The organism is Achromobacter sp. HZ01, assembly GCF_003267925.1.
GTDB lineage: Bacteria > Pseudomonadota > Gammaproteobacteria > Burkholderiales > Burkholderiaceae_B > Achromobacter > Achromobacter pulmonis_A.
Map to the genome: position 1 here is coordinate 883,530 of NZ_LWKV01000002.1, position 22,342 is coordinate 905,871.

A 22,342-nucleotide genomic window follows, 5' to 3' on the forward strand; every position below is an offset into this window, starting at 1 on the left:
TTCAATGGCCCCCCTGCGATTGTCAATCAAGGTCTGTACCGACGCCGCCGCCCCGCCTCACAAGGCTGATTCCACCCGCGCGCGCAACACGCGCGCGGCTTCGCCGACCTGCCGGCGGCGCGCGGTCCAGTCCGTTTCCGCGCCATCCAGATAAGCGGCGCGCGCCAGCGCCAGCACCTGCGCGGTTTGCGTCGGCAGGCGGTCGGCGGCCCAGGCGGCGGCCGCGTCCTTGGCGACGATGTCGCCGCTGACCGCCGTGCGCCACATGCGGGCCAGGGTCAGCAGCACGTTGCGCTCGTCGCCTTCGAGCCCGGCCATGAGCGCCGGCAGCGCGTCGGCCATGGCGCGCCGCAGGTCGTGTTGCGGCACCTCGGGAAGCAGCTGCCGCGGCGCGGGACCGAAAAGCGGCAGCGCGGTCTGGCGCGCCTGGGCCAGGACGATGGTGAGTTCGGGGTCCGCGAGCGGCAGCGGCACGCCGCCGGCCTCGAACCCGGGCCGCAGCCATTCGCCGTACACGAATTCGCTGCGCGCCGGATACGGCAGCGGGTCGAGATCGTGCCGGTCGAATACCAGGATTTCCAGCGGCCTCATCGATTCGGAGCGCGCCGGATAGGCCGACAGCGCCATCAGGTCGCGCGTGAGCGGGCCGCGCGCGTCGGTGGCCAGCGGCCCGTCGGTCACGGCCAGCAGGTCTACGTCGCTTTGCGGCCGCAGGCCGCCGCCGCGCGCGGAGCCGTGCAGGTATACGGCCAGCAGCGCGGGGCCGAGACGGCGTTGCAGGACGGCCAGGGCCTGACCGGCCTGGCGGGGAATGTCGGGAGTCGCGCTCATGGGCCGATGTTAGCGCGGGCGCGCAGGCCGGTTGTGGCTGCGCGCCGCGTTCGTGCGTACACTTGCGGCATGCTACGCATCGACAATCTCAGCAAACGCTACGGCGACTATTCCGTGTTCCAGGGCCTGACTTATACGTTCGGGCCTGGCTGCTACGCGCTGTGCGAAGAAGACAACACCGGCAAGTCCAGCTTGCTGAACATCATCGCCGGCGTCATCGCGCCCGACGGCGGAGAGGTCTGGATCGACGGGCATTCGCTGTCGGGTTCGCCCGAAGCGGCCCGCGCCCGGCTGGCCTTCGCGCCCGACAATTGCCTCGCGTTTCCCGAGATGACCGGGCGCGAGCTGCTCGAACGGGTCGCCGCCGGCAAGCGGGTGGCGGTCGATGCCGGGGCGCTGGACCTGGCCTGCCGGCTGGGGCTGGAGCCGCATCTGGACAAGCGTTTCGAGCAGATGTCGACCGGCTCGCGCCGCAAGGTCTACCTGGCCGCGGCCGCGCTGGGCGATCCCGCCGTGGTCGTCGCCGACGGACCCAGCAACGGGCTGGACGCCCAGGCCCGGTCGGCGCTGGCCGAGCAGTTCAGGATCTGGTCGCGCGACCGCGTGGTGCTGTTCGCCAGCCACGATGAGGAACTGGTGCAGGCCTGCGGGGCACGCCCGCTGGAGATCGCGGCGCTGCGCGCGTAGCTCGTTGCGTTTCGGCGGCCGGCGCCGCTCAGATCCAGACGTCGTTCGGCGCGGTCCGTTCGCCGCCCTGGTCGCCGGTGTTGGCCACGCCGCGCGGCTCGATCAGCAGCATCCGCACTTCTTCGCGCGCATAGGGTTTGTGTTCCACGCCCTTGGGCACGACGTACATTTCGCCCGGATTGACCAGCACGTGGCCATCGCGGAAGTCGATGCGCAGCTGGCCGTGCAGCACGATGAAGGTTTCGTCGGTGTCGGGATGCGCGTGCATGATGAATTCGCCTTCGATCCTGACCAGCTTGAACTGGTAGTCGTTCATCTCCGCGACGACGCGCGGCTGCCAGCGGTCGGCGATGAGCGCGAGTTTCTGCTCGAAGTTGATGGATTGCGCGGGACGCTGCGCCTGGGATGCTTGCATGATCGGCTCCTGGTGTTTGCGGGATACGGCAGTGTGCCGGCCGGCGCGGCTGCGGTCTTGTACGATCGTGCAGGCTCAGGCGGGCCGCCGGCCGCGCAGCCCGCGCAACCAGCGGCCCGGCGCCATACCATAGGCCTGGCGGAAATGCCGGGTCATGTGGCTCTGGTCGGTGAAACCGGCCCAGACGGCGGCCTGGGCCAGCGGCTGGCCGGCGGCGGCCAGGCGGCGCGCCAGCTCCAGCCGCCGCATCGTCAGGTAGCGGTAGGGGCTGGTGCCGTATAGCGCCCGGAAGTCGCGCGACAGGCTCCAGCGGTCCCGCCCGCTGGCCTGTTCCAGTTCGTCCAGCGTGACGGGATGCGCCAGCCGGTCCAGCAGATAGGTCCGCGCCAATTCGGCGGCGCGATAGTCCACCGCCCGCCGTCCGCGCCGCGCGCCGGCCGCGGCGTCCAGCGCGCTGGCCAGTTCGTAGATCGCGTCGTCCTCTTCCAACGGGTCGGGGCAGTCCAGCGAGCGCAGCAGCGCGTCGGAAGCCGCGTACAGGCGCGGGTCGGACGACAGGCCGCCGGCGATGAAGGGCAGCGGCCTGCCGCCCAAAACTTCCTGGATCAGCGCCGGCTCGATATAGGCCATGCGGTAGCGAAAGCCCTCTTCGGTGCCGGCCTGCCCGTCGTGCGGCTCGTCGGGGTGCAGGACGATGGTGCCGCCGGGCAGGCTGTGCGCCATGCCGCTGCGGTAGTGAAAGCTCTGCACCCCGGCCAGGGTGCGGCCGATGGCATAGGTGTCATGGCGGTGCATGTCGTAGCCATGCCCGCCGAAATAGGCTTCGATGCGCTCGACCTTGCGCGCGCCCGGGGCGCGCTGCATCCAGTCGCGCCCGGACGCCGCCGGGCCGCCTGCGCGATCCTCTGGCTTTTTCATGTTCGGCGACGGGAAAATTCCGATCTGCGAATTTAACGGGAATTCCCTGATATTCCCACCCCGGGCCGCTGGCTACCATTGCGCGCACGCTAAGCCGCCGCCCGGCGGTATTTCTTTGCGCGGAGACATCATGAAAGCACTGAAACTGATCGCGGCGGGCTCCGCCCTGTTCCTCTCGTCGTGGGCCGCCCATGCCGGCGCGACCTTCGACAGCGTCAAGAGCAAGGGCTTCGTCCAGTGCGGCGTGTCCACCGGCGTGGCGGGCTTTTCGGTGAACGACAGCAAGGGCGGCTGGATCGGCCTGGACGTGGACCTGTGCCGCGCGCTGGCCGTCACCATGTTCGGCGACGCCTCCAAGGCCAAGATCATGGCCGTCAGCGCGCTGCAGCGATTCACCGCGCTGCAGTCGGGCGAAGTCGACGTGCTGCCGCGCAACACCACGCTCTCGCTGACGCGCGACACCACGCTGGGCCTGATCGGCGTGGGCGTGAACTACTACGACAGCCAGGGCATCATGGTGAACAAGTCGCTGAACGTGAAAAGCGCCAAGGAGCTCGACGGCGCCACGGTCTGCGTGCAGCCCGGCACCACCACGGAGCTGAACCTGGCCGACTGGTTCCGCTCCCAGAACATCGTGTTCAAGCCGGTGGTGGTCGAACGCCTGGACGAGATCATCCGCGCCTTCGCAGTGGGCCGCTGCGACGCATTCACCGGCGACAAGTCGCAGCTGGCGGCCGCGCGCAGCAATCTGGAGAACCCGGAAAAGTACGACATCCTGCCGGAGAACTTCTCCAAGGAGCCGCTCGGCCCCATGGTGCGCCAGGGCGACGAGCAGTGGTTCAACGTGGTGCGCTGGACCCTGAACGCCATGCTGGAAGCGGAAGAATACGGCATCACCTCCAAGAACGTGGACGACATGCTCAAGAGCACCAATCCCAACGTGCAGCGCCTGCTGGGCGTGACGCCGGGCATGGGCAAGCACCTGGGCGTGGACGACAAGTGGGCCTACAACGTCATCAAGACCATCGGCAACTATGGCGAGAGCTTCGAGAAGAACCTGGGACCGAGCAGCCCGCTGAAGCTGCCGCGCGGCCTGAACGCCTCGTACCGGGACGGCGGGCTGATGTACGGCTGGCCGGTGCGCTGACGGGGGCTGTATTGAAGGGATACGTATTCGTGGCGGGCGCGCGGGCCCTGGCGAGTTACCCTAGGGTTACAGCGCCCGTCCGCTGAATGCGTTACTCTCCCCCTCCCAAAAAACGAGTCAGCAAGGAGCTCAACATGGCACAAGCCTCCGCCCGTCACATCCTGGTCTCCACCGAGGCCAAGGCCAACGAACTCAAGACCGCCATCGAGAACGGCGCCGACTTCGCCCAGCTGGCCAAGGAAAACTCCAGCTGCCCGTCCAGCCGCGACGGCGGCAACCTGGGCACCTTCGGCCCGGGCCAGATGGTCAAGGAATTCGACACCGTGGTGTTCAGCGCCCCGGTCGGCGTGGTCCAGGGTCCGGTCAAGACCCAGTTCGGCTACCACCTCGTGGAAGTGACCAGCCGCAACGACTGAGCCGCAGCCGGTCCGCAGTAGATACGCAAGCCGCCGCCGGGTTTCCGGCGGCGGTTTTTTTTTCACGATGACTCCAGTAGCACACAGGTCACAAGACCGTGGCGATGTTTATGCACTATGTTCATACCGAGGACAAGCCGGTGCGGGATGCGGCCGAACTGACGGCGAGTCGGCGGCTGGCGAGTACCGGGGCGTCCCGTTCTATGGAGGCAAGAGCATGACAAGGAAGACGCCTGCGGCAACGCGGAAACCCGCCGCCTTACCGGCTGGCTATGCCGGTATCCAAGGTGGCATCGTGAAGCTGCTGGACGCGGCGCGCCAGGCGGCGGCGCGCAGTGTCAACGCACTGATGACAGCCAGCTATTGGGAGATTGGCCGTCGGATCGTCGAGGCCGAGCAGAAAGGCAGGCGGCGGGCCGGTTACGGCGAGCAGTTGATCGCGCGGTTGTCCGCCGACCTGACGGCCCGATTCGGGCGCGGTTTCAGCCCGGACAACCTGGAGAACATGCGGCGCTTCTTCTTCGCTTACCCCCTTGAGACAATTTCCGAGACACTGTCTCGGAAATCTGGAGACGGATTGCCCATAGAGAATTCCGAGACAGTGTCTCTGAAATTCGACCTCTCCGAACTGGCCCAGGTCTTCACCCTGCCGTGGTCGGCCTATGTCCGCCTGTTGTCGGTCAAGGATGACCATGCCCGCCAGTTCTACGAGGCAGAGGCACTGCGCGGCGGCTGGAGCGTGCGCCAACTCGACCGGCAGATTGGAAGCCAGTTCTACGAACGGACAGCCTTGTCCAAAGACAAGGCTGCGATGCTGGTCAAGGGGGCAGTGGCCAAGCCCGAGGATGCCATCACGCCCAATGATGCGATCAAAGACCCCTATGTGCTGGAGTTCCTCGACCTCAAGGACGAGTATTCGGAATCTGACCTGGAAGCAGCCTTGATCCAGCGGCTGGAAGACTTTCTGCTGGAACTGGGCGAAGGCTTCACCTTCGTTGGGCGGCAACGCCGACTGCGTATCGACCAGACCTGGTATCGCGTAGATCTGCTGTTCTTCCATCGCAAGCTGCGCTGCCTGATTATCATTGACCTGAAGCTGGGCAGCCTGACCCATGCCGACGTGGGGCAGATGCATATGTACTGCAACTATGCCAAGGAGCATTGGGCCTACCCGGATGAAAATCCGCCGGTGGGCCTGATCCTGTGCGCCGACAAGGGCCATGCCCTGGCGCGATATGCGTTGGATGGCTTGCCGACCAAGGTGATGGCGGCGAACTACCGGACGGTGCTGCCAGATGCTGAATTGCTGCAAAAAGAGCTGGAGAACACGCGGCGTCTGCTCGAATCTCGTGAAACGCTGATCCCCAAAAGACGCACGAAATAACCGGGTGTCACGTCACTTGCGCTCGCGGTACCGACGACTATCGCGCGGCGTGGGGCTTTTTCGTCTGGGGGATGGCGCGGCGCAGCACCGGAAAACCTATCAAATGATTATTTCTGTTCAGGTGACAGGGGCCCGGGCCCGCGACAGAATGGATCAGCCCGGCAAGGAGACCGCCGGAAAGCCACAACCCCGAACCGCTCCGGACCCATGAAAAAATCCCCGAACAAGGTCATCATCACCTGCGCCATCACCGGCTCGGTCCATACGCCGTCGATGTCGCCGCACCTGCCCGTCACGCCCGACGAGATCGCCCATTCCGCACTGGACGCCGCGGCCGCGGGCGCGGCCATCGTGCACCTGCATGCGCGCCGGCCCGACACCGGGCAGCCCACCCAGGACCCCGCGCTCTACGCACAGTTCCTGCCGCGGATCAAGCAGGCCTCGGACGTGGTGATCAACATCACCACGGGCGGCTCGCCGGTGCTGCCGCTGGCCGACCGCATGGCACCGGCGCTGCAGTTCAAGCCCGAGGTCGCGTCGCTGAACATGGGCTCCATGAACTTCGGCATGTACGAGCTGCTGGAGCGGTTCCGCGAATTCAAGCACGCCTGGGAACGCCCCTATCTCGAAGGCAGCAGCGACCTGATCTTCAAGAACACGTTCAAGGACATCGAGCACATCCTGACCTCCTGCGGCGACAACGGCACGCGCTTCGAGATCGAGTGCTACGACATCGGCCATCTGTACACGGCGGCGCATTTCGTGGACCGCAAGCTGCTCAAGCCGCCGTTCCTGATCCAGTCGGTGTTCGGCATACGCGGCGGCATCGGCACGCATCCCGAAGACGTGATGATGATGAAGCGCACCGCCGACCGCCTGTTCGGCGGCGACTACATCTGGTCGGTGCTGGCCGCCGGCCGCAAGCAGACGCCGCTGGCGACCATGGCCGCAACGATGGGCGGCAACGTGCGCGTGGGGCTGGAGGACTCCCTGTGGGACGGCCCGGGCGAGCTGGCGCGTTCGAACGCGGACCAGGTGCGAAGAATCCGTCGGATTCTGGAGGACCTGTCGCTGCAAGTGGCGACGCCCGACGAAGCGCGTGAGACGCTGCAGCTCAAAGGACGCGACAACGTCGCGTTCTGAATAACGACACCCCGAGGAGACAACCATGAAAAAAAACCTGTGCGCGGCCGCCCTGGCGGCGCTGTTTGCGACGGCCGGCGCGGCCCAGGCCGACGACGGCGTGATCCGCATCGGATTCATCACCGACATGTCGGGGCTGTCGGCGGACGCCGACGGTCCGGGCGGCGCCGAGGCCATCAAGATGGCGGTGGCGGACATGGGCGGCACGGTGGCCGGCAAGAAGGTGGAAGTGCTGGTGGCCGACCACCAGAACCGCGCCGACATCGCGTCGTCGCGCGCCCGCGAATGGCTGGACCAGAAGGGCGTGAACATGCTGGTCGCCGGCGCCAATTCGGCGGCGGCGCTGGCCATGGCGAAAGTGGCCGAGGAAAAGAAGACGCCGTTCTTCGTGGTGAGCGCGGGCGCCTCGGAGCTGACCAACGCGCAGTGCACGCCCTATACCGTGCACTACGCCTACGACACGGTGTCGCTGGCGCGCGGCACCGCCCGCGCCATGATGAAGGAAGGCAACAAGGACTGGTACTTCCTGACGGTGGACCATGCTTTCGGCCATGCGCTGGAGCGCGACGCCTCGGCGGTGGTGCAGGCCGACGGCGGCTCGGTCAAGGGCCGCGTGCGCCATCCGCTGAACGCGGCCGATTTCTCGTCCTTCATCCTGCAGGCGCAGGCGTCCGGCGCGACGGTGCTGGGGCTGGCGAATTCGGCCAGCGACACCAGCAACGCGGTCAAGGCCGCCGCCGAATTCGGCCTGACGCCGGCGATGAAGCTGGCCGGGCTGCTGGTGCTGATTTCCGACGTCCATGCGCTGGGCCTGCAGGCCGCCCAGGACATGTACCTGACCACCGCCTGGTACTGGGACCAGGACGAACCTTCGCGGCAGTGGGCGGCGCGCTTCGAGGAGCGCATGAAGAAAAAGCCCACGATGCTGCAGGCAGGCGACTATTCCGCGGCCACGACCTACCTGAAGGCGGTCGCGGCCACCGACAGCACCGACGGCGACACCGTCATGAAGTGGCTCAGGGCCAATCCGGTTAACGATTTCTTCGCCAAGGACGGCAAGATCCGCGCCGACGGGCTGATGGTGCACGACATGTTCCTGATGCAGGTGAAGAAGCCGTCGGAATCCAAGGGGCCGTGGGACTATTACAAGCTGGTGGCGCGCGTGCCGGGCGACCAGGTCTACACGTCGCCGCAGGAATCCACCTGCCGCCTGATGAAACCCTGAACCCGTACGAGGAAAGCGGCATGAGCATGAAGAACTCCGTTCCCGGCGATATTTCCGCGCTGCCGGTCGACCTTGCCGGCCGGCGCGTCATCGTGACCGCGGGCGCCGCGGGCATCGGCGCGGCCATCGCCGCCGCGTTCGCCGAACGCGGCGCCCGCGTGCACGTGTGCGACGTGGACGCGCAGGCGCTGGCCGCCTGCCCTCACCCCAACGCGCGCGCCGACGTCGGCCGGCGCGAGGAAATCGACCGCTACATGCAGGACGCGCTGGCGCAGCTCGGCGGCCTGGACGTGCTGGTCAACAATGCCGGAATCGCCGGCCCCACGGCCGGCATCGCCGACATCGCGCCGCAGGAACTGGACGCGACGCTGGGCATCAACCTGGCCTCGCAGTTCCACACCGTGCGCCATGCGCTGCCGGCGCTGCGTTCGGCCGGCGGCGGCAGCATCATCAACGTCAGCTCGGTGGCCGGCCGCATGGGCGTGCCGATGCGCACGCCCTACGCGGCGACCAAATGGGGCGTGGTGGGGCTGACCCGTTCGCTCGCCATGGAACTGGGCGGCTACGGCATCCGCGTCAATGCGCTGCTGCCGGGCCTGGTGGCCGGCCCGCGCATCGAGCGGGTGATCGAGGCGCGCGCCAGGAACATGGGCCTGACGGTCGAGGAGGAAACCCGGCTCGAGCTGGCCGGCGTCAGCCTGGGCCAGTTCGTGCGCGCCGCCGACATCGCCAACATGGCGCTGTTTCTGGCCAGCCCCTATGGCGCGATGATCAGCGGCCAGGCCATCAGCATCGACGGCGACCTGCAATCGCTGCCGTGGCAGCCGCCGCAATAAGGCCGGCGGCTCAGCTCGCCAGTTCGATGGCCTGCGCGTAGACGCCGGCGCGGCGCTCCTGGGCGGCGGCGCGCAGGGCGTCCAGCAGCCGCTCGGCCAGTTCCTGGTTCTGCGCTTCCTTGCGCGTGATGAGCAGGAACTCGAACCACTGCCGCGACGCCAGCGGGCGCACCACCAGGTCGGGATAGGCGGCCGCGATGTCCCAGGCCGACAGCGCGTTCACCAGGCTGATGCCCTTCATGGCCCGCACCGTGCCCGGCAGCAGCGACATGTGCGCGCGCATGCCCGAGCGCAGGATCAGCGAATCCGCGATATCGCCCTGCGCCACCACGTAGTCGGACCACAGCGGCTTGACGTAGGTCTCGGCCGGAATGTCCGCCACCGCGATGGTTTCGCGCTGCGCCAGCGCATGGTCGCGGTGCGCGATGGCGACGACGTCAGCGCGCAGAAACGGCGTGAAGCGCAGCCGCGCGCTGTCGCGGTGGACGGCGCCCAGGCCGAAATCGGCGCGCATGGTCTCGACCGCGCTGATCGCCTGCACCGAGGATTCGATGTCGATGGAAAACGGCCGCGTGCCGTTGGCGTCCAGATAGCGCCGCACCGCATCGGGCGCGTAGCCCAATGCCAGCGCCGGCGACGCCGCGATCCGCAGCCCGCGCCCGCCGAACTGCTCGATGCTGTGCAGGGCCTCGTCGATGCGCACCAGCTCGTCCAGCACGAACTTGGCTTCGCTGTACAGGTATTGCCCGGCCTCCGTGGGCCGCAAGGTCTTGTACGAACGGTCGAAGAGCTGCACGCCGGTGGCGCTCTCCAGGCGCGAGATGGCGTGGCTGACGGCCGGCTGCGTCAGGTGCATGATCTGCGCGGCCTGCCGGGTCGAGCCGGCCATGACCACCGTATAGAAGATGCGCAGATCGTGGATGTTGAAGTTGCGCTTCATGCCGCTATCCCGGCGCCCGCTGGATCTCCGGCTGGGTCCACTTGCCGTCCAGCATCGCCGGCCTGGGCCAGTAGTACCGGAAGGCCAGCATGAACGGCCCCTGCGGCGCCGGCAGCCAGTTGGATTCCCGGGACTTGCCCGGCGATTCCGGCTGGATGTAGAGGGTGATGCCGCCGTCGGCGTCGCGCTTGAGTCGGCTCAACATGGACGCGTTGATCTGGTAGCGGCCGATGGGGTTGGCCACCAGCTGCTGGTCGGGCAGCCGGTACAGGGTCATGGACCAGAAGGCGCGCACCGGCGGCAGGCCGCGAGGCGGAAAGCGCAGCGTGTATTTGTTGCGGCCGTCGAGCTGCTGGCCGTAGCTGTCTTTTTCCAGCGCCGGGGACATGGCCTCCTCGCGTCCGCTGCCGCCCAGGCCGACCTGCGCGCCGGTGGCGCGCGCCAGGTAGTCATTGCCCAGCGACTTGCGGTCGCCGTAAAGCCCGTCGGTCCTGCCCTGCAGGGCCTCGCGCTTTTTGTCGATGTCGTTCTGGCCGTCGTGCATGCCTTCCTGCAGGGCGCGGCGCAGCGCCGGGTTGAGCCTGCCGACGTCGAACGGCTCGCCGGCCGCGAGGCCGATGCTGGCGAAACGCGCGCGCAGCGAGCGCTCCGAGGCATGCTCGGGCGCGAACTGCAGCAGGAAGGCGAACTGGTTGTAGAACTCCAGCGAGCTGCGCAGCTGTGCCGGCGATTCGGCGGCGATCCAGTCCACCGCCGGCGCCGGGGCGGGCGCGCGCTGGCGGCGGTACGCAGACAACGTCTGCACCTTGTAGCGGGACTGGATGCGCTTGACGTTGGGCACGTCGGCGGCGCTGTAGATCCGCGTGCGTCCCACCAGGTTGGCCAGTTCGGTTTCCGACCGGAACACCTTGGTGATGCCGGCCGGCGTCTTGCCGTTCCAGCCGGGACCGGCCACCAGGAAGCGCCCGCCGCCGTTGCCGGTGCTGCGGCTGCCGATATAGCCGAAATTGTGCGTGTACAGGTCCATCAGCTGCAGCGCGTAATAGCGCCCGCCGCCAATCGGCGGCACGGTGACGACCACGGGCTCGGCGCGCAGGTCCAGCGCCGCGTACGAGTAGCCGGTGTCGGAGCTGGGCGCATAGGCCTTGTCCTCGGGCGCATAGACGCGCGCCATGCTGCTGATGGTGTTGAACGGGCCCTTGTACTGCGGGCCGTTCCTGTCGATGCTGAAGGCGTACATGGTCTGGTAGCTGGCGACCATGGGCGTGCCGTACAGATAGGCCTCGCGCGCGATGCTGCGCGCCTGCTGCGCCGTGACGCCGTCTATCCCGACCGAATGCGAACCGCTGGCGGCGTCGGGCGAATGGAAACTGCAGCCGGCCAGCGCGCCCGCCAGGAGAGCCGCGGCCGCCAGGCGCAGGCCGCGGCGGGTTGCCAGGAAAAAGCCGGTGCATATCTGACGGTTGCGCATTCAGTGCTCCAACATTTCGAGGGATGGGCCGGGCCGGCCCGCGTATCGCCGCGCGCGGCTGCTCAGGCCTCCTGGACCTGGCTTTCCAGCCGCAAGACCGGAATGGCCTGGATCGCGCTTTCGCTGGCGCTGGCGTCCGTGGTCAGGTGCTGGATCAGGTCCAGCGTGGTGGAACGGCGGGTCAACATCAGGCAGGTGACTTCGGCCTCGGCCACGCGCGTGGCGTGCCAGCAGCCGGGCCGCATGCACACGCCCTGCCCCTGCGGCACCCGGAAAGCCGCGACCTGGGACAGGTCCGGGCCGCCGTCGGCGGCGCTGGGCGCCACGACCTGGATGATCTCGCCGGTCAGCGGGACGATGGCCTGCTGGGTCAGCAGGTGTTTTTCGAGGCTGTCGATTTCAAGCGAGCGGCTGCGGTAGTTGACCCACAGCAGTTCGGCGTCGCCGCCCGCGCCGGTGTTGAACAGGTGCTCCTGCCAGAAATCGGTGGCCGCGTTGGAGTACAGCGGCACGCCGTTGCCGTCCGGGATGGGCTTGCCCAGCATCCAGCCATAGGGGCGGAAGGCCTCGGGCGTCAGAACATTGATTTCCAGTTGCTCGTTGCTCGTCATGCGGAACCCTGTGTTGGCTTGGCCGCGCGGGCGCGCTTCGGGAATTCGGCATCGTAGTCGAATTCGCCGCGCGCGATGGCCTCGAGTATGGCCGCGCGCCGTTCGGCGGCGCGCTTGAGATTGGCGGCGGTGGGCTTGGCGCGGATGCGCTCGACGCAATGCCGGCCCTGGTGGAAGAAACCGATCTCGATGGAAGACTCCGAGGCGGGCCTGACCCCGTCGAATCCCTGGCGCGCCGCCGTCTCCCGCATCGTCCTCTCCCATTGCCGATGAGCGACATGATATCGCTTTACACTGTTCCGACGCCCCTCTCAGGAAGCGCATTATGACCACGGATCTGTCATCGCACTATGTCCTGCTGGACGCCTCGGGCGCCAGCACCACCGTCGAAGGCGGCGACGCGTTCTGGTCGCAGCCGCCCGAGGAACTCGATCGCTACGGCCGCGGCTGGCTGCTGTCGGAGTTCAGCTTCGCCTCGGACTGGCCGCAATGGGAAATGCACCCGCAGGCCGACGAGGTCGTGCGCCTGCTGTCGGGCGCGGCCGAGCTGCAGCTGGAGTGGCCCACCGGCATCCAGAAAATCCGCATGCAGGCGGGCGACGCCTACGTGATACCCAAGGGCGCGTGGCACACGGTCAAGGTGCTGGAGCCCTGTCGCATGCTGCACGTGACCATGGGCGGGGGCACCCAGCACCGCCCGCTGTAGCGCGCCGGCCGCCGCGCAGACCGGGCGCTTGTTAACGCTTGGTTTTCGATGGTTACATTTCCCGAGTTATTGCCTGCTACGGGTGGTTACAGTGCTGCCTTCCCATCTTCTTGGCAGGCATACGACCATGCGGCATTGCGCCCGGCCCTTACGTTCCGGCGGTTGCGTCCCGCCCCGCCCCGCGGCGAGGGCCTCGTTCGACTTCAAGCCGCTGGCGCTCGCCCTGGCGCTGGCCAGCCTGGCCGCGGTGCAGGCGCCGGCCCAGGCGCAATCCAGCTGGATCGCGCGCTGCCTCGGCGACTTCTTCGAACCGGGCGCGCGTCCGGAATGCCACCAGCCCTACAGCGAAGGCCTGGCCGCGGTGCTGACCGGCTCGGCCGGCGACGCCGCGGGCCGCTGGGGCTACCTCGACAAGCAGGGCCGCATGACCATCGCGCCCGCCTATGACGAGGCCGAGCCGTTCCAGAACGGCCTGGCCGCGGTGAACAAGGACGGGCGCTGGGGCTATATCGACCGCGGCGGCCGCTGGGCCATCGAACCCCGTTACGCGCGCGCCAGCGGCTTCAACGCCGAAGGCAGCGCGGTGGTGGAAGCGGACGGCCGCGACGTGCTGATCGACCGCCAGGGCAAGACGCTCAAGACCTTTGCGCTGGGCGCGCGCAGCTGGGGTTTCCGGCCGGGCCAGAAGCTGGCGGCGATGGAAATCCCGCAGCCGCCGCGGCTGTTCAACGTCGCGACCGGCAAGGCGGCCACGCTGCCCGAAGGCGTGATGCGGCTGGCGGCGCCGACCGGCGGCTATCTGCCGGCCCAGTTGCGCGACACGCGCTATGGCGGCTGGTGGGGGCTGCTGGACCAGGCGGGCGGCTGGGCCGTGACGCCGCAGGCCCTGCAGTCGCAGGAGCCGCCGTTGCGCGACGGCGCGCTTCTGGCGGTGCGCCGCGACGAGCGCTGGCTGTTCGTGGACGCGGCCGGCCTGGCGCTTTCTTCCGAGCGCTACCGGCAATTGCAGTCTGTGGCGCCCGGCCTGTGGCTGGCCCGTCCCGACGACGGCGGGCCGGCCCAGCTGCTGGACGGCCAGCGCCAGGTGCTGCATCGCTTCAAATCTCCTTACGCCGGCGTGCAGGATCGCGAAGGCTGGCGCTTCATGGTCGACGACGACCTCGTGCTGCTGATCGACGCCGCCGACAGGCTGATCCGGGTGCCCGTCGGCCAGGGCCGCGTGGACGTGCGCGAGGGCCAGGCCTGGATCTCCGGCGCCCAGCCCGGCAACGCCCCGCAGGCCCAGGCCGCCGAACAGCCGGGCCAGGACGCGGTGGCCCGGGCCGAGGACGCCTCCGCCCCGGTCGAAGCCGAAGCCGCCGAGGACATCGGCGGCGAACCGGCAGCCGACGACGCGGGCGCGATGATCGCAAGCGACGCCGCCATCCCGGCGGCGGCGCCGGCCGACGCGCCGCCGCCGCCGATGATTCCCATGCCGCCGGTCTCGGCGGCGTCCGAGGCGGGAGCGGCCGCCGATGCCGCCGACGCGGCCGATGCGGCGGCGGCAGCCGCCGAAGCCGCGGCCGCCGCCGCGGCCAGCGGCGCGGAAATCAGCCAGGGCGGGCTGGTGCAGATCTACGCCGCCGACGGCAGGCCGCTGCTGGACGACGCCACCGTCGCGCGGCTGCGGGCCTACGACGTCACCGCCTTCAGCCGCCGCGACGAAAGCAGGCGCGGCGCCGCCGGCACGGCCCCGATGCCGTTGGCGCTGCTGCGTCCGCATGCCTATGGGCAGCCCATCGGCATCCTGACGCCGGCCGGCAAGATCGTGACCAACGCGGACTGGGACGACATCTCGGCCTATGACGTGTCCATGCCCTTGCCGGTGCGCACCCGCGAAGGCAAGGCCGGCGCGATCGACGCGGCGGGCAAGTGGGCGGTCCCGCCGCGCTTCGGCAATCTGCGCCCGTTCCGCGGCGGTTACGCCTGGGCGCGGCCGGCGGGCTCGCAGCGCGGCGAGGAGGTGCTGATCGACGCCCGGGGCAAGACCGTGGCCGTGCCCGACGCGGTGCTCGACGGCGCCGAGGGCCTGGACGGCGACATGCTCCACTACCGCGCGCCGGACGAGAACCGCGAACGCCGCTGGGGCGTCTGGAACCTGCGCGCCGGCGCGCCGGTGCTCAAGCCGGTGTACGACGGCATCGAAGCGTTCCGCGACGGCTGGGCCCTGGTGCAGGAACGGGGCCAGTGGGGCGTGATCGACAGCAAGGGGCGATGGGCGCTGCGCCCCGCCTACCAGAGCGCGTACGAACTGGAATACCTGGGCAATGGCCTCATGCTGGTTCCCGACACCGGCCCGCGCGCTTCCGACTCGTCGCGCGGCTACCGGCTCGTCAACCTGCGCAGCGGCAAGTCCAGCCCGGCGCTGGCCAATAAGCCCACCGCCCTGAAGGACGGACGCTACATCGCCGAGCTGGAGGACGCCGGCCTGATGCTGTTCGACGCGGACGGCGCGGGCCTGCGCCTGGCCGACAGCCGGCAGCGCCGCAACGAGGTGTACGGCGACTGGATCTACATGGAGGGCGACGAGCGCGAAGGCGCCATCGACGCCCGCGGCGAGCTGAAGGTGCCCGCCCTGTATGGCGAATTCAATCCCTTCTTCGTGCAGCCCGAAGGCCTGGCGCGCGCCTACGACGGCGCCGGCTACCGCCTGATCGACCAGAACGGCAAGACGCTGCTGGATGGCCGCGGCGACGGCACGCCGCTGGCCGGCATGCAGCGCATCGCGTACCAGAACGACGGCGGCAGCGTCATGACGGACCTGCGCGGCAACGAGATCGCGCGCGTGCCCGGCAGCTACAGCGTGCGCTATCGCTTCGCCAGCGAAGGCGTGGTGCCCTACAGCGGCGACGGCGGCAACGACCGCTACGGCTTCGTCGACGCCGCCGGCAAGCGCATCGTGGGGCCGCACTTCGACTGGCTGGGACCGCTCAGGAACGGCCTGGCCGTGGCGCAGCGCAAGCAGCGTACCGGCAAGCAGTTCGGCTACATCGACCTGAGCGGGCGCTATGCGATCCCGCCGCTGTTCTCGTGGGCCGGCGACTTCCACGAGGAACGCGCGCTGGTGCGCCAGGACGGATACACGCAGTTCATCGACACAAAGGGAGAACCGCTGGCGACCTTCGTCATGGTCTGCGACACGCTGACCATCCTGGACCGCCTCGGCCGCATCAGCTGGCCGCAGCAGAAGATGAGCTGCCCCGCGGCCGGGAAGTTCGAGCTCGCCCCCGACAACGCCAAAGCGGAACAACAATGAAGTCACGCGCATTCAGCATCACCCGTCTCGCCTGCGCGCTGGCCGCGCTGGGCGCGTCCCTGTCCGCCCACGCGCAGTACGGAGACGCCGGCTGCCTGGAGAACGCCCCGTACGACAGCTACGCCGAACTGGACACGAGCGCCGGCAGCCCCTACGCCAACGGCTGCATCCGCACGCTGTCGGACAAGCGCGCGGCGGTGCTGCTGCCCAGCGCACTGAAAAGCGCCGGCCCGGCGCCCGGCGACCGGTCGCTGCGCCGCCATGCCTGGGGCTTCCTGGACCAGAACGGCAGGCTGGCGATCGACCCGATATTCGAGGCCGTGGGCGACTTCCGCCACGGCCTGGCCGCCGTCAAGTGGCAGGGCCGCTGGGGTTTCATCGACACGCGCGGCCGCATGGCGGTGCGCCCGCAGTTCGACGCCGTGCAGAACTTCACGCAGGCCGGCCTGGCCGTGGCCACGCTGGACGGCCGCCACCATCTGATCGACCGCCAGGGCAATTACGTGGGCGAGCCGCTGGACGAAAGCGTGGCCTCGCTGCGCCTGCAGGACGGCGTGCCGGCCCTGGCCACGCTGGAATACAAGCTGGAGTACCGCTCCGCCAGCGGCGAGCGCCGCTACGGCGACGCCGGCATCCATCTGATCCGCGCCTATGGCAAGCAGCTGTACGTGGCGCGCAACGACGAGGGCCGCTACGGCCTGGTGGACGGCCAGTGGAACTGGGCGCTGGAGCCGGTCTACGACGACATCCTGGAGCCGTCCGAGGAAGGCGCGCTGGCCCTGGCCTACGGGCCGCGCGGCGCGGAATTGCTGGACCCGCAGGGCCGGTCGGTGCTGGACGAGGGCCAGCGCTACCGCGAACTGAGGCAACTGGGCAATGCATTCTGGAGCGCCGAGCTGGAGCGCGGCAGCTATGCGGTGCTGGACGCCGCGGGCAAGCCCGTGGCCAGGCTCAAGGGCGATCAGGCCTATGGTTCGCAGCGCTTTGGCGACACGCTGCTCTATCCCTCCGGCAACAAGGTGATGGCCTTGATTCCGGGCCGCGGCGAACCGGTGGAGCTGGGCGCGGACCTGGCCGTCGTCGGCGATCTGGACGGCTATGTGCGTTTCACCGACGCGCAAAACACGTCGGCCGGGCTGCTGACGCCCTCCGGCGCCTGGCTGTACGGCGACCGCGCGCCGGCCTGGCTGGGCGAGTTCAGCCGCATGGAGGTGCGCCAGGGCAGGCTGTGGCTGTTCCAGGACACCCGCCTGCTCAACGTGATCGACGCCGATGGCCGCGCGCTGCTCAAGCCCGAGACGGTCGAGGCCGCGCAGCAGATGGCGCTGCGGCCGCTGGCGCTGGACATGCCCGGCGGCCCGCTGGGCCTGCTCAGCCACGGCTACTGCCACTGCAACACCGAGACCGGCGCCGGCCTGGTGCTGGCCGACGGCAGCATCGTGAGCGACGCCGCCTGGACCGAGGTGACCCCGCTGGACGTCGTCGGCCGGTACGACGGCGAGCCGCCCGCAGGACTGGAGGCGCGGCACCTGCGCTACGCCGCCCACACGGCCGACGGCATGCGCCTGCTGGACGCGGCCGGCAAGCCCATCGACCTGCCCGCGCAGCAATACATCGGGGAATTCCGCCACGGCTATGCGCTGGCCTACGGCGGCGGCGCAAGCCGCATGATCGACCGCGACGGCAAGGCCTATGCGCTGCCGGCGGGTTACTTCGACACGGAAATCGTCGCGCCCGGCGTGGTGCGTTTCGTGGAGACCGCGGCCGAGGACGCGCCCTGGGGCCTGTACGACTTCGTGGCCGGCAAGGTCATCGCCGAGGCGCGCTATCGCAGCATCGGCGAATTCGAGCACGGCCAGGCCGTGGCCTCGCTGGGGCCGGACCGCAGCGGCGTCATCGACCTGCAGGGCCGCTGGATCGTGCCGGCCAGCCACCATGCCGCCAGGCGCGTCAACGCGCAGCTGTGGCAGGTGCAGCAGGCCGGCCCGCAGCAGGAGGAATACAAACGCCCCTCCGCCCTGTTCAACGCCGAGGGCCGCGCGCTGACCGCCTTCCTGCCCAACCTGCAGGCCCACGCCGACGAGACCGGCGCCATTACCGCCGACGACGGCAAGCGCCGCTGGATCATCTCGCCCGACGGCGCCGACGCGCTGGACATGGAGGATGCGCGCTACACCCGCCTGGGCGACTGGATGGAGATCCGCCGCGCCCTGCGCAGCGGCTATCTGGACGCGCAGGGCCGGTGGCAGATCGCGCCCGCCGCCGTGATCGGCGGCACCTTCCGCGGCGCGCCGGCCCGCGCACTGGTGAGCGACGACGACGGCGACCGCGTGATCGACGCGCAGGGCAAGACCGTCGCCGTCCTGCCCGATGGCGACTGGAGCTGGCCGGCCGGCTCGCCCACGCTGCTGCGGCGCTACATCGACCAGGGCAGGCAGAAGACCGACTACGTCGGCCTGGACGGCAAGGTCCGCGTGAGCGCCGAGGGCCTTGCGTCGGCCTACTCGGAAGGCTATGCCGTGTCGCAGCTGTCGAGCCGCGCGATGCGCGCGGTCGACGCCCGCGGCGCGCTCACCGGACCCGCGTTCGATGCGCTGGGCCGCCTGAGCGAGGGCCTGGCGCCGGTCTACGCCGACAGCGCCTATGGCTACGTCAACGCCGCCGGCGAGATGGCGCTGCTGCCCGCCTACGAAACCGTCTCGCCGTTCCGGGACGGGCGCGCCGTGGTCTCGACCATGGAATGGTCTTCCATCATCGACCGCACCGGCAGGCCGGTGGCGCGCGTGGCGATGGAATGCGGCGTGCGCACGCTGTACGGCTCGTACGGCCAGCGGCTGTGGCCGCTGACCCTGCCGCGGCGCTGCCCCGGATAGCGCCCCCCGCCGCTATTGCGCGTCCAGCGCCAGGTAGCGGCGGGTCTGCACGATCTCCTCGCGCTCCTTGAAACTGGTGAGGCGCTCGGCCAGGGCGCTGCTGTCGCCGGTCTGGCGGATGGCCGCCAGCGTGGCCTGCATGGCATGGATGGCGGCGCGCTGCAGGTCCGACGGAATGATGACCAGGCGATAGCCCATTGCCGCCAGTTCGGGCAGCGGCACCAGCGGCGTCTTGCCGCCGTAGAACATGTTGATGAGCTTCAGGCCGGGCAGGCGCTCGGCGATGGCCTGGATCTGCTCCCGCGTCTCGGGCGCTTCCACGAACAGCATGTCGGCGCCCGCTTCCACGTAGCGCTGCGCGCGCGCCAGCGCGGCGTCGAAGCCCTCGACCGCGATGGCGTCGGTGCGCGCGATCACCAGCGCGTCGGGGTCGCTCACGGTCTGGCGCGCGATGTGCACCTTGCGGCACATTTCCTCCACGTCGACCAGGCTCTTGTCGTCCAGGTGGCCGCAGCGCTTGGGAAACGACTGGTCCTCGATGTGGAAGGCGGCCACGCCGGCGCGCTCCATGATGCGCACGGTGCGCTCGACGTTGGCCGACCCGCCGAAGCCGGTGTCGGCATCGGCCACCACCGGCAGCCCGCTGGCGTCGACGATTTTTTCCACGCGGTCCATCACTTCGGTAAAGCTCAGCAGGCCGATGTCGGGGTAGCCCGCGGCGCGCGCGATGGCGCCGCCGCTGGCGTAGACCGCCGGAAAGCCGGCCGCGGCCACCAGGCGGGCCGACATGCCGTCATAGGCGCCGGGCGCCACGACGACGTCGGCGGCCAGGCGCTGGCGCAACAGGGTGCTGGGTTTGACTGGGGCGTTCATGCGGATTCCTTGAAGGACGTATCGGATGCGTCCATGATCGTTCCGCGGCACTAGAATGTCCAATATATGGAAAATTGATAATTAATACTTTCTAGATACCGATATGGAACTGCGCCACCTGCGTTATTTCGTCGCCACCGCCGAGGCCGAACACTTCACCCGCGCCGCCGAACAACTGGGCATGGCGCAGCCGCCGCTGTCGCAGCAGATCCGCCAGCTGGAGCAGGAAGTCGGCACGCCGCTGTTCGACCGCAACGGCCGGGGCGTGGCGCTGAACGACGCGGGCCGCGCCTTCCTGGCCTGCGCGCAGGACATCCTGCAGCGCGCCCAGGCGGCGGTGCTGACCGCGCAGCGGGCGGCGCGCGGCGAGGTCGGCGAGCTGACGTTGGGGTTCACGGAATCGGCTTCGTTCAACGGCGTGGTGACCGGGCTGATCCGGCAATACCGCCAACGCTATCCGGAAGTGGAGATGACGCTGTCGCAAGGCGATAGCGAAACGCTGGTGGCGCAGCTGCGCAGCGGCGCGATAGACGCGGCCTTCGTGCGGCCGCCCTTCGCGCTGGACGGCGGACTGGCCTTCACGCAGCTGGCGCAGGAGCCGCTGGTGGTGGCGCTGCCGCTGGGCCATCGCCTGGCCGGCGCGGCGCAACTGGCGCCCGCCGACCTGGCGCGCGAGCGCTTCATTCTGTATTCGCGCAAGTCAGGTTACGGGCTGAGCGCGGACATCATGGCGGCCTGCCGGCAGCAGGGGCTCAACCCCAGCATCGGCCAGCGCGCGCCGCAGCTGTCTTCGGCGGTGAACCTGGTGGCGGCGGGCATGGGCGTGGCGATCGTGCCGGATTCGCTGCGCCATCTGCGCCCCGACGGCGTGGTGTACCGTCCGTTCGCGCTGGACTGGCCGCGCGCCGTGCTGGGCCTGGCGGTGCGCCAGCCCGGCGCGGGCGCGCGCGTGCGCAACCTGCTGGCGCTGGCCGCGGCCTGAGGCCGCCGTTCAGTCTTCGTGCGACTCGTGCACGGCGGCCGCGCCGCGCTTCCAGTAGCTGGCGGCGCGGATGCGGCGCTTGTCCACGCCATGGCCCGCCACCATGATTTCGCGCAGCGCCCTGGCCACGGCGGACTCGGCCGCGATCCACACATAGCCTTCGCCCGGCGGCAAACGCAGTTCGCGCGCCGCGTCCAGCAGCGCGGCGCCGTCGCCGGACGCCGCGCCGTCGCGGTGCAGCCAGCGGACCGTCGCGCGCCCGGGGCTGGCCAGCGCGATCTCGTTGGCGGCATGCGGCACTTCGATCAGGACCAGCGCCTGCGCGGTCTCGGGCAGCTCTTCCAGGCGGCGCGCGATGGCGGGCAAGGCGGTTTCGTCGCCGATCAGCAGGTGCCAGTCAAAGCCCGTGGGCACCACGAAGGAACCGCGCGGCCCGGCTATGCCCAGCCGCTGGCCGGGCGCGGCCTGCTCGGCCCAGGTCGAGGCGGGGCCGTCGCCGTGCAGCACGAAGTCGATTACGAGTTCCCTGCGCGCCGCGTCATAACGGCGCGGGGTGTAGTCGCGCGCGGCTGGACGGGGCGCGCCTTCGGGGAACTTGATGCCGTCCGGGCCGAAGCTGGGCAGGACCGGCGGCAGCGAAGGGTCGGGCGAAAAGAAAAGCTTCACGTGGTCGTCGAACGAGGCGGAGACGAAGTCGTGCAGGTCGTCGCCGGTGAAGGTGACGCGGGCCAGCAGGCCCGCGATGCGCTCGACGTGCGCCACGGTCAGCACGCGCGCCTTCAGTTCGTGGCGGACGCGTTCGACATTGAGGTCGGTGCGGGTCATGGATACTCCAGGAAGGTACGGAATCAGGAACAGGAGCCCGTGATTTCCGCCGTGGCGCGCGCCAGGATGGCCGCGATGCGCCGCTGTTCCTTGGGCGCAGCGTCGGTGCGTTCGAGCAGCGCGCGCTTGAGCGCCTGGCGGGCCTCGACGAATTCCGGCAGCCAGCCGGTGGCGGCGTCCTCGCCCTCCGGGCCGGTACTGCGCGGCTGGCCGCTCCAGGCCTGGCGCATCCAGTCCATCTTGCGCGCCACGTGCTTGAACTTGTTGAACATGAGCGACAGGCGCTCGCGGTTGGCGTCCAGGCGCTCGCGCCCCGCCGGCGCCAGGTGGTAGCGCTTCTTGGCGCCGGCCTGCTCGACCGTGGCGTAGCCCAGCTCTTCCAGATAGGTCAGCGCCGGATAGACCATGCCGGGGCTGGGCGTGTAGAAGCCGTTGCTGAGCGCGCCCAGCGCCTTGATGAGTTCATAGCCGTGGCTGGGATTCTGTTCCAGCAGGCCCAGCAGCATCAGCTGCAGGTCGTCGCCCGAGACCTTGCGGCTGCGGTTCCAGCCGCCGCCGTCGCCGCCCAGGCCGTCCGGCTCGCCGCGCCCGCCGGGCGGGCCGGAGAACCAGTCGCTGCCCGCGCCGGCATGGCGCTGGTGATGGGCGTGGCGGCCGTCGTGGTCTTGCGGCCGCACGGCCTCGTGAGCCTTGTTCCGCGCGCGGCGCGGGCCGCGCGGGAACGCGGTCAGGAATTGGGGTTGACGCATGGGACCTCCTCGGAA

The 22,342-nt window shown here is 69.4% G+C and carries 21 protein-coding genes and 1 pseudogene; 12 read left to right on the forward strand and 10 right to left on the reverse strand.

Features of this window, described 5'->3' with window-relative positions:
* Positions 1-57 precede the first annotated feature (57 nt).
* Positions 58-831, reverse strand: coding sequence for an aminoglycoside adenylyltransferase family protein (locus A6B37_RS13080; RefSeq protein ID WP_111825997.1), 774 nt, complete (start codon positions 829-831; stop codon positions 58-60).
* Between the two features lie 69 nt (positions 832-900).
* Here A6B37_RS13080 and A6B37_RS13085 point away from each other — a divergent pair, with 69 nt between their 5' ends.
* The gene (locus A6B37_RS13085; protein WP_111825998.1) at positions 901-1,518 is read left to right on the forward strand and encodes an ATP-binding cassette domain-containing protein; all 618 of its coding nucleotides are present in this window, start codon (positions 901-903) and stop codon (positions 1,516-1,518) included.
* 28 nt (positions 1,519-1,546) lie between these two features.
* On the opposite strand, the gene A6B37_RS13090 is transcribed toward A6B37_RS13085, so the two are convergent.
* Positions 1,547-1,933: a cupin domain-containing protein gene (locus A6B37_RS13090; protein ID WP_111825999.1), complete on the reverse strand. Its 387-nt coding sequence runs from the start codon at positions 1,931-1,933 to the stop codon at positions 1,547-1,549.
* Positions 1,934-2,008: 75 nt separating this feature from the next.
* Positions 2,009-2,797 carry an AraC family transcriptional regulator gene (locus A6B37_RS13095; protein ID WP_246842492.1) on the reverse strand — a complete coding sequence of 263 codons (789 nt, stop codon included), beginning with the start codon at positions 2,795-2,797 and terminating at the stop codon, positions 2,009-2,011.
* 184 nt (positions 2,798-2,981) lie between these two features.
* Here A6B37_RS13095 and A6B37_RS13100 point away from each other — a divergent pair, with 184 nt between their 5' ends.
* The 7 genes and pseudogenes from A6B37_RS13100 (at position 2,982) to A6B37_RS13130 (ending at position 9,002) form a co-directional block, all read left to right on the forward strand.
* On the forward strand, positions 2,982-3,998 hold the full coding sequence (locus A6B37_RS13100; protein WP_102773386.1) for an amino acid ABC transporter substrate-binding protein: 1,017 nt from the start codon (positions 2,982-2,984) through the stop codon (positions 3,996-3,998).
* A gap of 134 nt (positions 3,999-4,132) precedes the next feature.
* Positions 4,133-4,414, forward strand: a complete 282-nt coding sequence (locus A6B37_RS13105; RefSeq protein ID WP_102773385.1) for a peptidylprolyl isomerase — start codon at positions 4,133-4,135, stop codon at positions 4,412-4,414.
* 83 nt (positions 4,415-4,497) lie between these two features.
* Positions 4,498-4,635: pseudogene (locus tag A6B37_RS13110) on the forward strand (integrase); the annotation flags it as partial.
* On the forward strand, positions 4,632-5,798 hold the full coding sequence (locus tag A6B37_RS13115) for a PDDEXK nuclease domain-containing protein (RefSeq protein WP_111826001.1): 1,167 nt from the start codon (positions 4,632-4,634) through the stop codon (positions 5,796-5,798). The pseudogene A6B37_RS13110 and the gene A6B37_RS13115, both read left to right, overlap by 4 nt.
* Positions 5,799-6,005: 207 nt before the next feature.
* Positions 6,006-6,941, forward strand: coding sequence for a 3-keto-5-aminohexanoate cleavage protein (locus A6B37_RS13120; protein WP_102773384.1), 936 nt, complete (start codon positions 6,006-6,008; stop codon positions 6,939-6,941).
* A 25-nt stretch (positions 6,942-6,966) separates the two neighbouring features.
* Positions 6,967-8,166, forward strand: a complete 1,200-nt coding sequence (locus A6B37_RS13125; RefSeq protein WP_111826002.1) for an ABC transporter substrate-binding protein — start codon at positions 6,967-6,969, stop codon at positions 8,164-8,166.
* 20 nt (positions 8,167-8,186) lie between these two features.
* Entirely contained in the window at positions 8,187-9,002 is an 816-nt protein-coding gene (locus A6B37_RS13130; protein WP_111826003.1) for an SDR family oxidoreductase, read from the forward strand.
* 10 nt (positions 9,003-9,012) lie between these two features.
* On the opposite strand, the gene A6B37_RS13135 is transcribed toward A6B37_RS13130, so the two are convergent.
* The 4 genes from A6B37_RS13135 to A6B37_RS13150 all read right to left on the reverse strand — a co-directional run bounded on the left by A6B37_RS13135 (position 9,013) and on the right by A6B37_RS13150 (position 12,275).
* Positions 9,013-9,942 carry a LysR family transcriptional regulator gene (locus A6B37_RS13135; RefSeq protein ID WP_111826004.1) on the reverse strand — a complete coding sequence of 310 codons (930 nt, stop codon included), beginning with the start codon at positions 9,940-9,942 and terminating at the stop codon, positions 9,013-9,015.
* 4 nt (positions 9,943-9,946) lie between these two features.
* On the reverse strand, positions 9,947-11,413 hold the full coding sequence (locus A6B37_RS13140; RefSeq protein WP_111826005.1) for a DUF1254 domain-containing protein: 1,467 nt from the start codon (positions 11,411-11,413) through the stop codon (positions 9,947-9,949).
* A gap of 62 nt (positions 11,414-11,475) precedes the next feature.
* Positions 11,476-12,024, reverse strand: a complete 549-nt coding sequence (locus tag A6B37_RS13145) for an ureidoglycolate lyase (protein ID WP_111826006.1) — start codon at positions 12,022-12,024, stop codon at positions 11,476-11,478.
* On the reverse strand, positions 12,021-12,275 hold the full coding sequence (locus A6B37_RS13150; RefSeq protein WP_102773378.1) for a DUF3596 domain-containing protein: 255 nt from the start codon (positions 12,273-12,275) through the stop codon (positions 12,021-12,023). The genes A6B37_RS13145 and A6B37_RS13150 overlap by 4 nt, the downstream gene beginning before the upstream one ends.
* A gap of 74 nt (positions 12,276-12,349) precedes the next feature.
* Between A6B37_RS13150 and A6B37_RS13155 the strand changes: the two genes are divergently transcribed.
* The 3 genes from A6B37_RS13155 to A6B37_RS13165 all read left to right on the forward strand — a co-directional run bounded on the left by A6B37_RS13155 (position 12,350) and on the right by A6B37_RS13165 (position 18,898).
* Positions 12,350-12,730 (forward strand): cupin domain-containing protein, encoded by a 381-nt coding sequence (locus tag A6B37_RS13155; protein ID WP_102773377.1) that lies wholly within the window; start codon positions 12,350-12,352, stop codon positions 12,728-12,730.
* A gap of 127 nt (positions 12,731-12,857) precedes the next feature.
* Complete coding sequence (locus A6B37_RS13160; RefSeq protein WP_111826007.1) at positions 12,858-16,025, forward strand: WG repeat-containing protein; 3,168 nt, start codon at positions 12,858-12,860, stop codon at positions 16,023-16,025.
* A complete protein-coding gene (locus A6B37_RS13165; protein WP_111826008.1) occupies positions 16,022-18,898 on the forward strand; it encodes a WG repeat-containing protein in 2,877 nt (958 codons plus the stop codon). The genes A6B37_RS13160 and A6B37_RS13165 overlap by 4 nt, the downstream gene beginning before the upstream one ends.
* A gap of 12 nt (positions 18,899-18,910) precedes the next feature.
* Here A6B37_RS13165 and A6B37_RS13170 read toward each other — a convergent pair whose 3' ends face one another.
* On the reverse strand, positions 18,911-19,771 hold the full coding sequence (locus A6B37_RS13170; RefSeq protein WP_111826009.1) for an isocitrate lyase/PEP mutase family protein: 861 nt from the start codon (positions 19,769-19,771) through the stop codon (positions 18,911-18,913).
* Positions 19,772-19,874: 103 nt separating this feature from the next.
* On the opposite strand from A6B37_RS13170, the gene A6B37_RS13175 reads away from it, so the two are divergent.
* A complete protein-coding gene (locus tag A6B37_RS13175) occupies positions 19,875-20,753 on the forward strand; it encodes a LysR family transcriptional regulator (RefSeq protein ID WP_102773373.1) in 879 nt (292 codons plus the stop codon).
* 9 nt (positions 20,754-20,762) lie between these two features.
* Here A6B37_RS13175 and A6B37_RS13180 read toward each other — a convergent pair whose 3' ends face one another.
* Positions 20,763-21,578 (reverse strand): siderophore-interacting protein, encoded by an 816-nt coding sequence (locus A6B37_RS13180; protein ID WP_111826010.1) that lies wholly within the window; start codon positions 21,576-21,578, stop codon positions 20,763-20,765.
* A gap of 23 nt (positions 21,579-21,601) precedes the next feature.
* Positions 21,602-22,327: a PadR family transcriptional regulator gene (locus A6B37_RS13185; RefSeq protein WP_111826011.1), complete on the reverse strand. Its 726-nt coding sequence runs from the start codon at positions 22,325-22,327 to the stop codon at positions 21,602-21,604.
* Between the last annotated feature and the right edge of the window lie 15 nt (positions 22,328-22,342).

Excerpts from the sequence above, each read along its gene's own strand:
- A6B37_RS13090 (WP_111825999.1), bottom strand. The coding sequence starts at position 1,933 with ATGCAAGCATCCCAGGCGCAGCGTCCCGCGCAATCCATCAACTTCGAG.
- A6B37_RS13085 (WP_111825998.1), top strand. The coding sequence starts at position 901 with ATGCTACGCATCGACAATCTCAGCAAACGCTACGGCGACTATTCCGTG.
- A6B37_RS13170 (WP_111826009.1), bottom strand. The coding sequence starts at position 19,771 with ATGAACGCCCCAGTCAAACCCAGCACCCTGTTGCGCCAGCGCCTGGCC.
- A6B37_RS13140 (WP_111826005.1), bottom strand. The coding sequence starts at position 11,413 with ATGCGCAACCGTCAGATATGCACCGGCTTTTTCCTGGCAACCCGCCGC.
- A6B37_RS13080 (WP_111825997.1), bottom strand. The coding sequence starts at position 831 with ATGAGCGCGACTCCCGACATTCCCCGCCAGGCCGGTCAGGCCCTGGCC.
- A6B37_RS13100 (WP_102773386.1), top strand. The coding sequence starts at position 2,982 with ATGAAAGCACTGAAACTGATCGCGGCGGGCTCCGCCCTGTTCCTCTCG.
- A6B37_RS13165 (WP_111826008.1), top strand. The coding sequence starts at position 16,022 with ATGAAGTCACGCGCATTCAGCATCACCCGTCTCGCCTGCGCGCTGGCC.
- A6B37_RS13095 (WP_246842492.1), bottom strand. The coding sequence starts at position 2,797 with ATGCAGCGCGCCCCGGGCGCGCGCAAGGTCGAGCGCATCGAAGCCTAT.
- A6B37_RS13150 (WP_102773378.1), bottom strand. The coding sequence starts at position 12,275 with ATGCGGGAGACGGCGGCGCGCCAGGGATTCGACGGGGTCAGGCCCGCC.
- A6B37_RS13145 (WP_111826006.1), bottom strand. The coding sequence starts at position 12,024 with ATGACGAGCAACGAGCAACTGGAAATCAATGTTCTGACGCCCGAGGCC.
- A6B37_RS13160 (WP_111826007.1), top strand. The coding sequence starts at position 12,858 with ATGCGGCATTGCGCCCGGCCCTTACGTTCCGGCGGTTGCGTCCCGCCC.
- A6B37_RS13175 (WP_102773373.1), top strand. The coding sequence starts at position 19,875 with ATGGAACTGCGCCACCTGCGTTATTTCGTCGCCACCGCCGAGGCCGAA.
- A6B37_RS13125 (WP_111826002.1), top strand. The coding sequence starts at position 6,967 with ATGAAAAAAAACCTGTGCGCGGCCGCCCTGGCGGCGCTGTTTGCGACG.
- A6B37_RS13105 (WP_102773385.1), top strand. The coding sequence starts at position 4,133 with ATGGCACAAGCCTCCGCCCGTCACATCCTGGTCTCCACCGAGGCCAAG.
- A6B37_RS13155 (WP_102773377.1), top strand. The coding sequence starts at position 12,350 with ATGACCACGGATCTGTCATCGCACTATGTCCTGCTGGACGCCTCGGGC.
- A6B37_RS13130 (WP_111826003.1), top strand. The coding sequence starts at position 8,187 with ATGAGCATGAAGAACTCCGTTCCCGGCGATATTTCCGCGCTGCCGGTC.
- A6B37_RS13185 (WP_111826011.1), bottom strand. The coding sequence starts at position 22,327 with ATGCGTCAACCCCAATTCCTGACCGCGTTCCCGCGCGGCCCGCGCCGC.
- A6B37_RS13135 (WP_111826004.1), bottom strand. The coding sequence starts at position 9,942 with ATGAAGCGCAACTTCAACATCCACGATCTGCGCATCTTCTATACGGTG.
- A6B37_RS13120 (WP_102773384.1), top strand. The coding sequence starts at position 6,006 with ATGAAAAAATCCCCGAACAAGGTCATCATCACCTGCGCCATCACCGGC.
- A6B37_RS13115 (WP_111826001.1), top strand. The coding sequence starts at position 4,632 with ATGACAAGGAAGACGCCTGCGGCAACGCGGAAACCCGCCGCCTTACCG.
- A6B37_RS13180 (WP_111826010.1), bottom strand. The coding sequence starts at position 21,578 with ATGACCCGCACCGACCTCAATGTCGAACGCGTCCGCCACGAACTGAAG.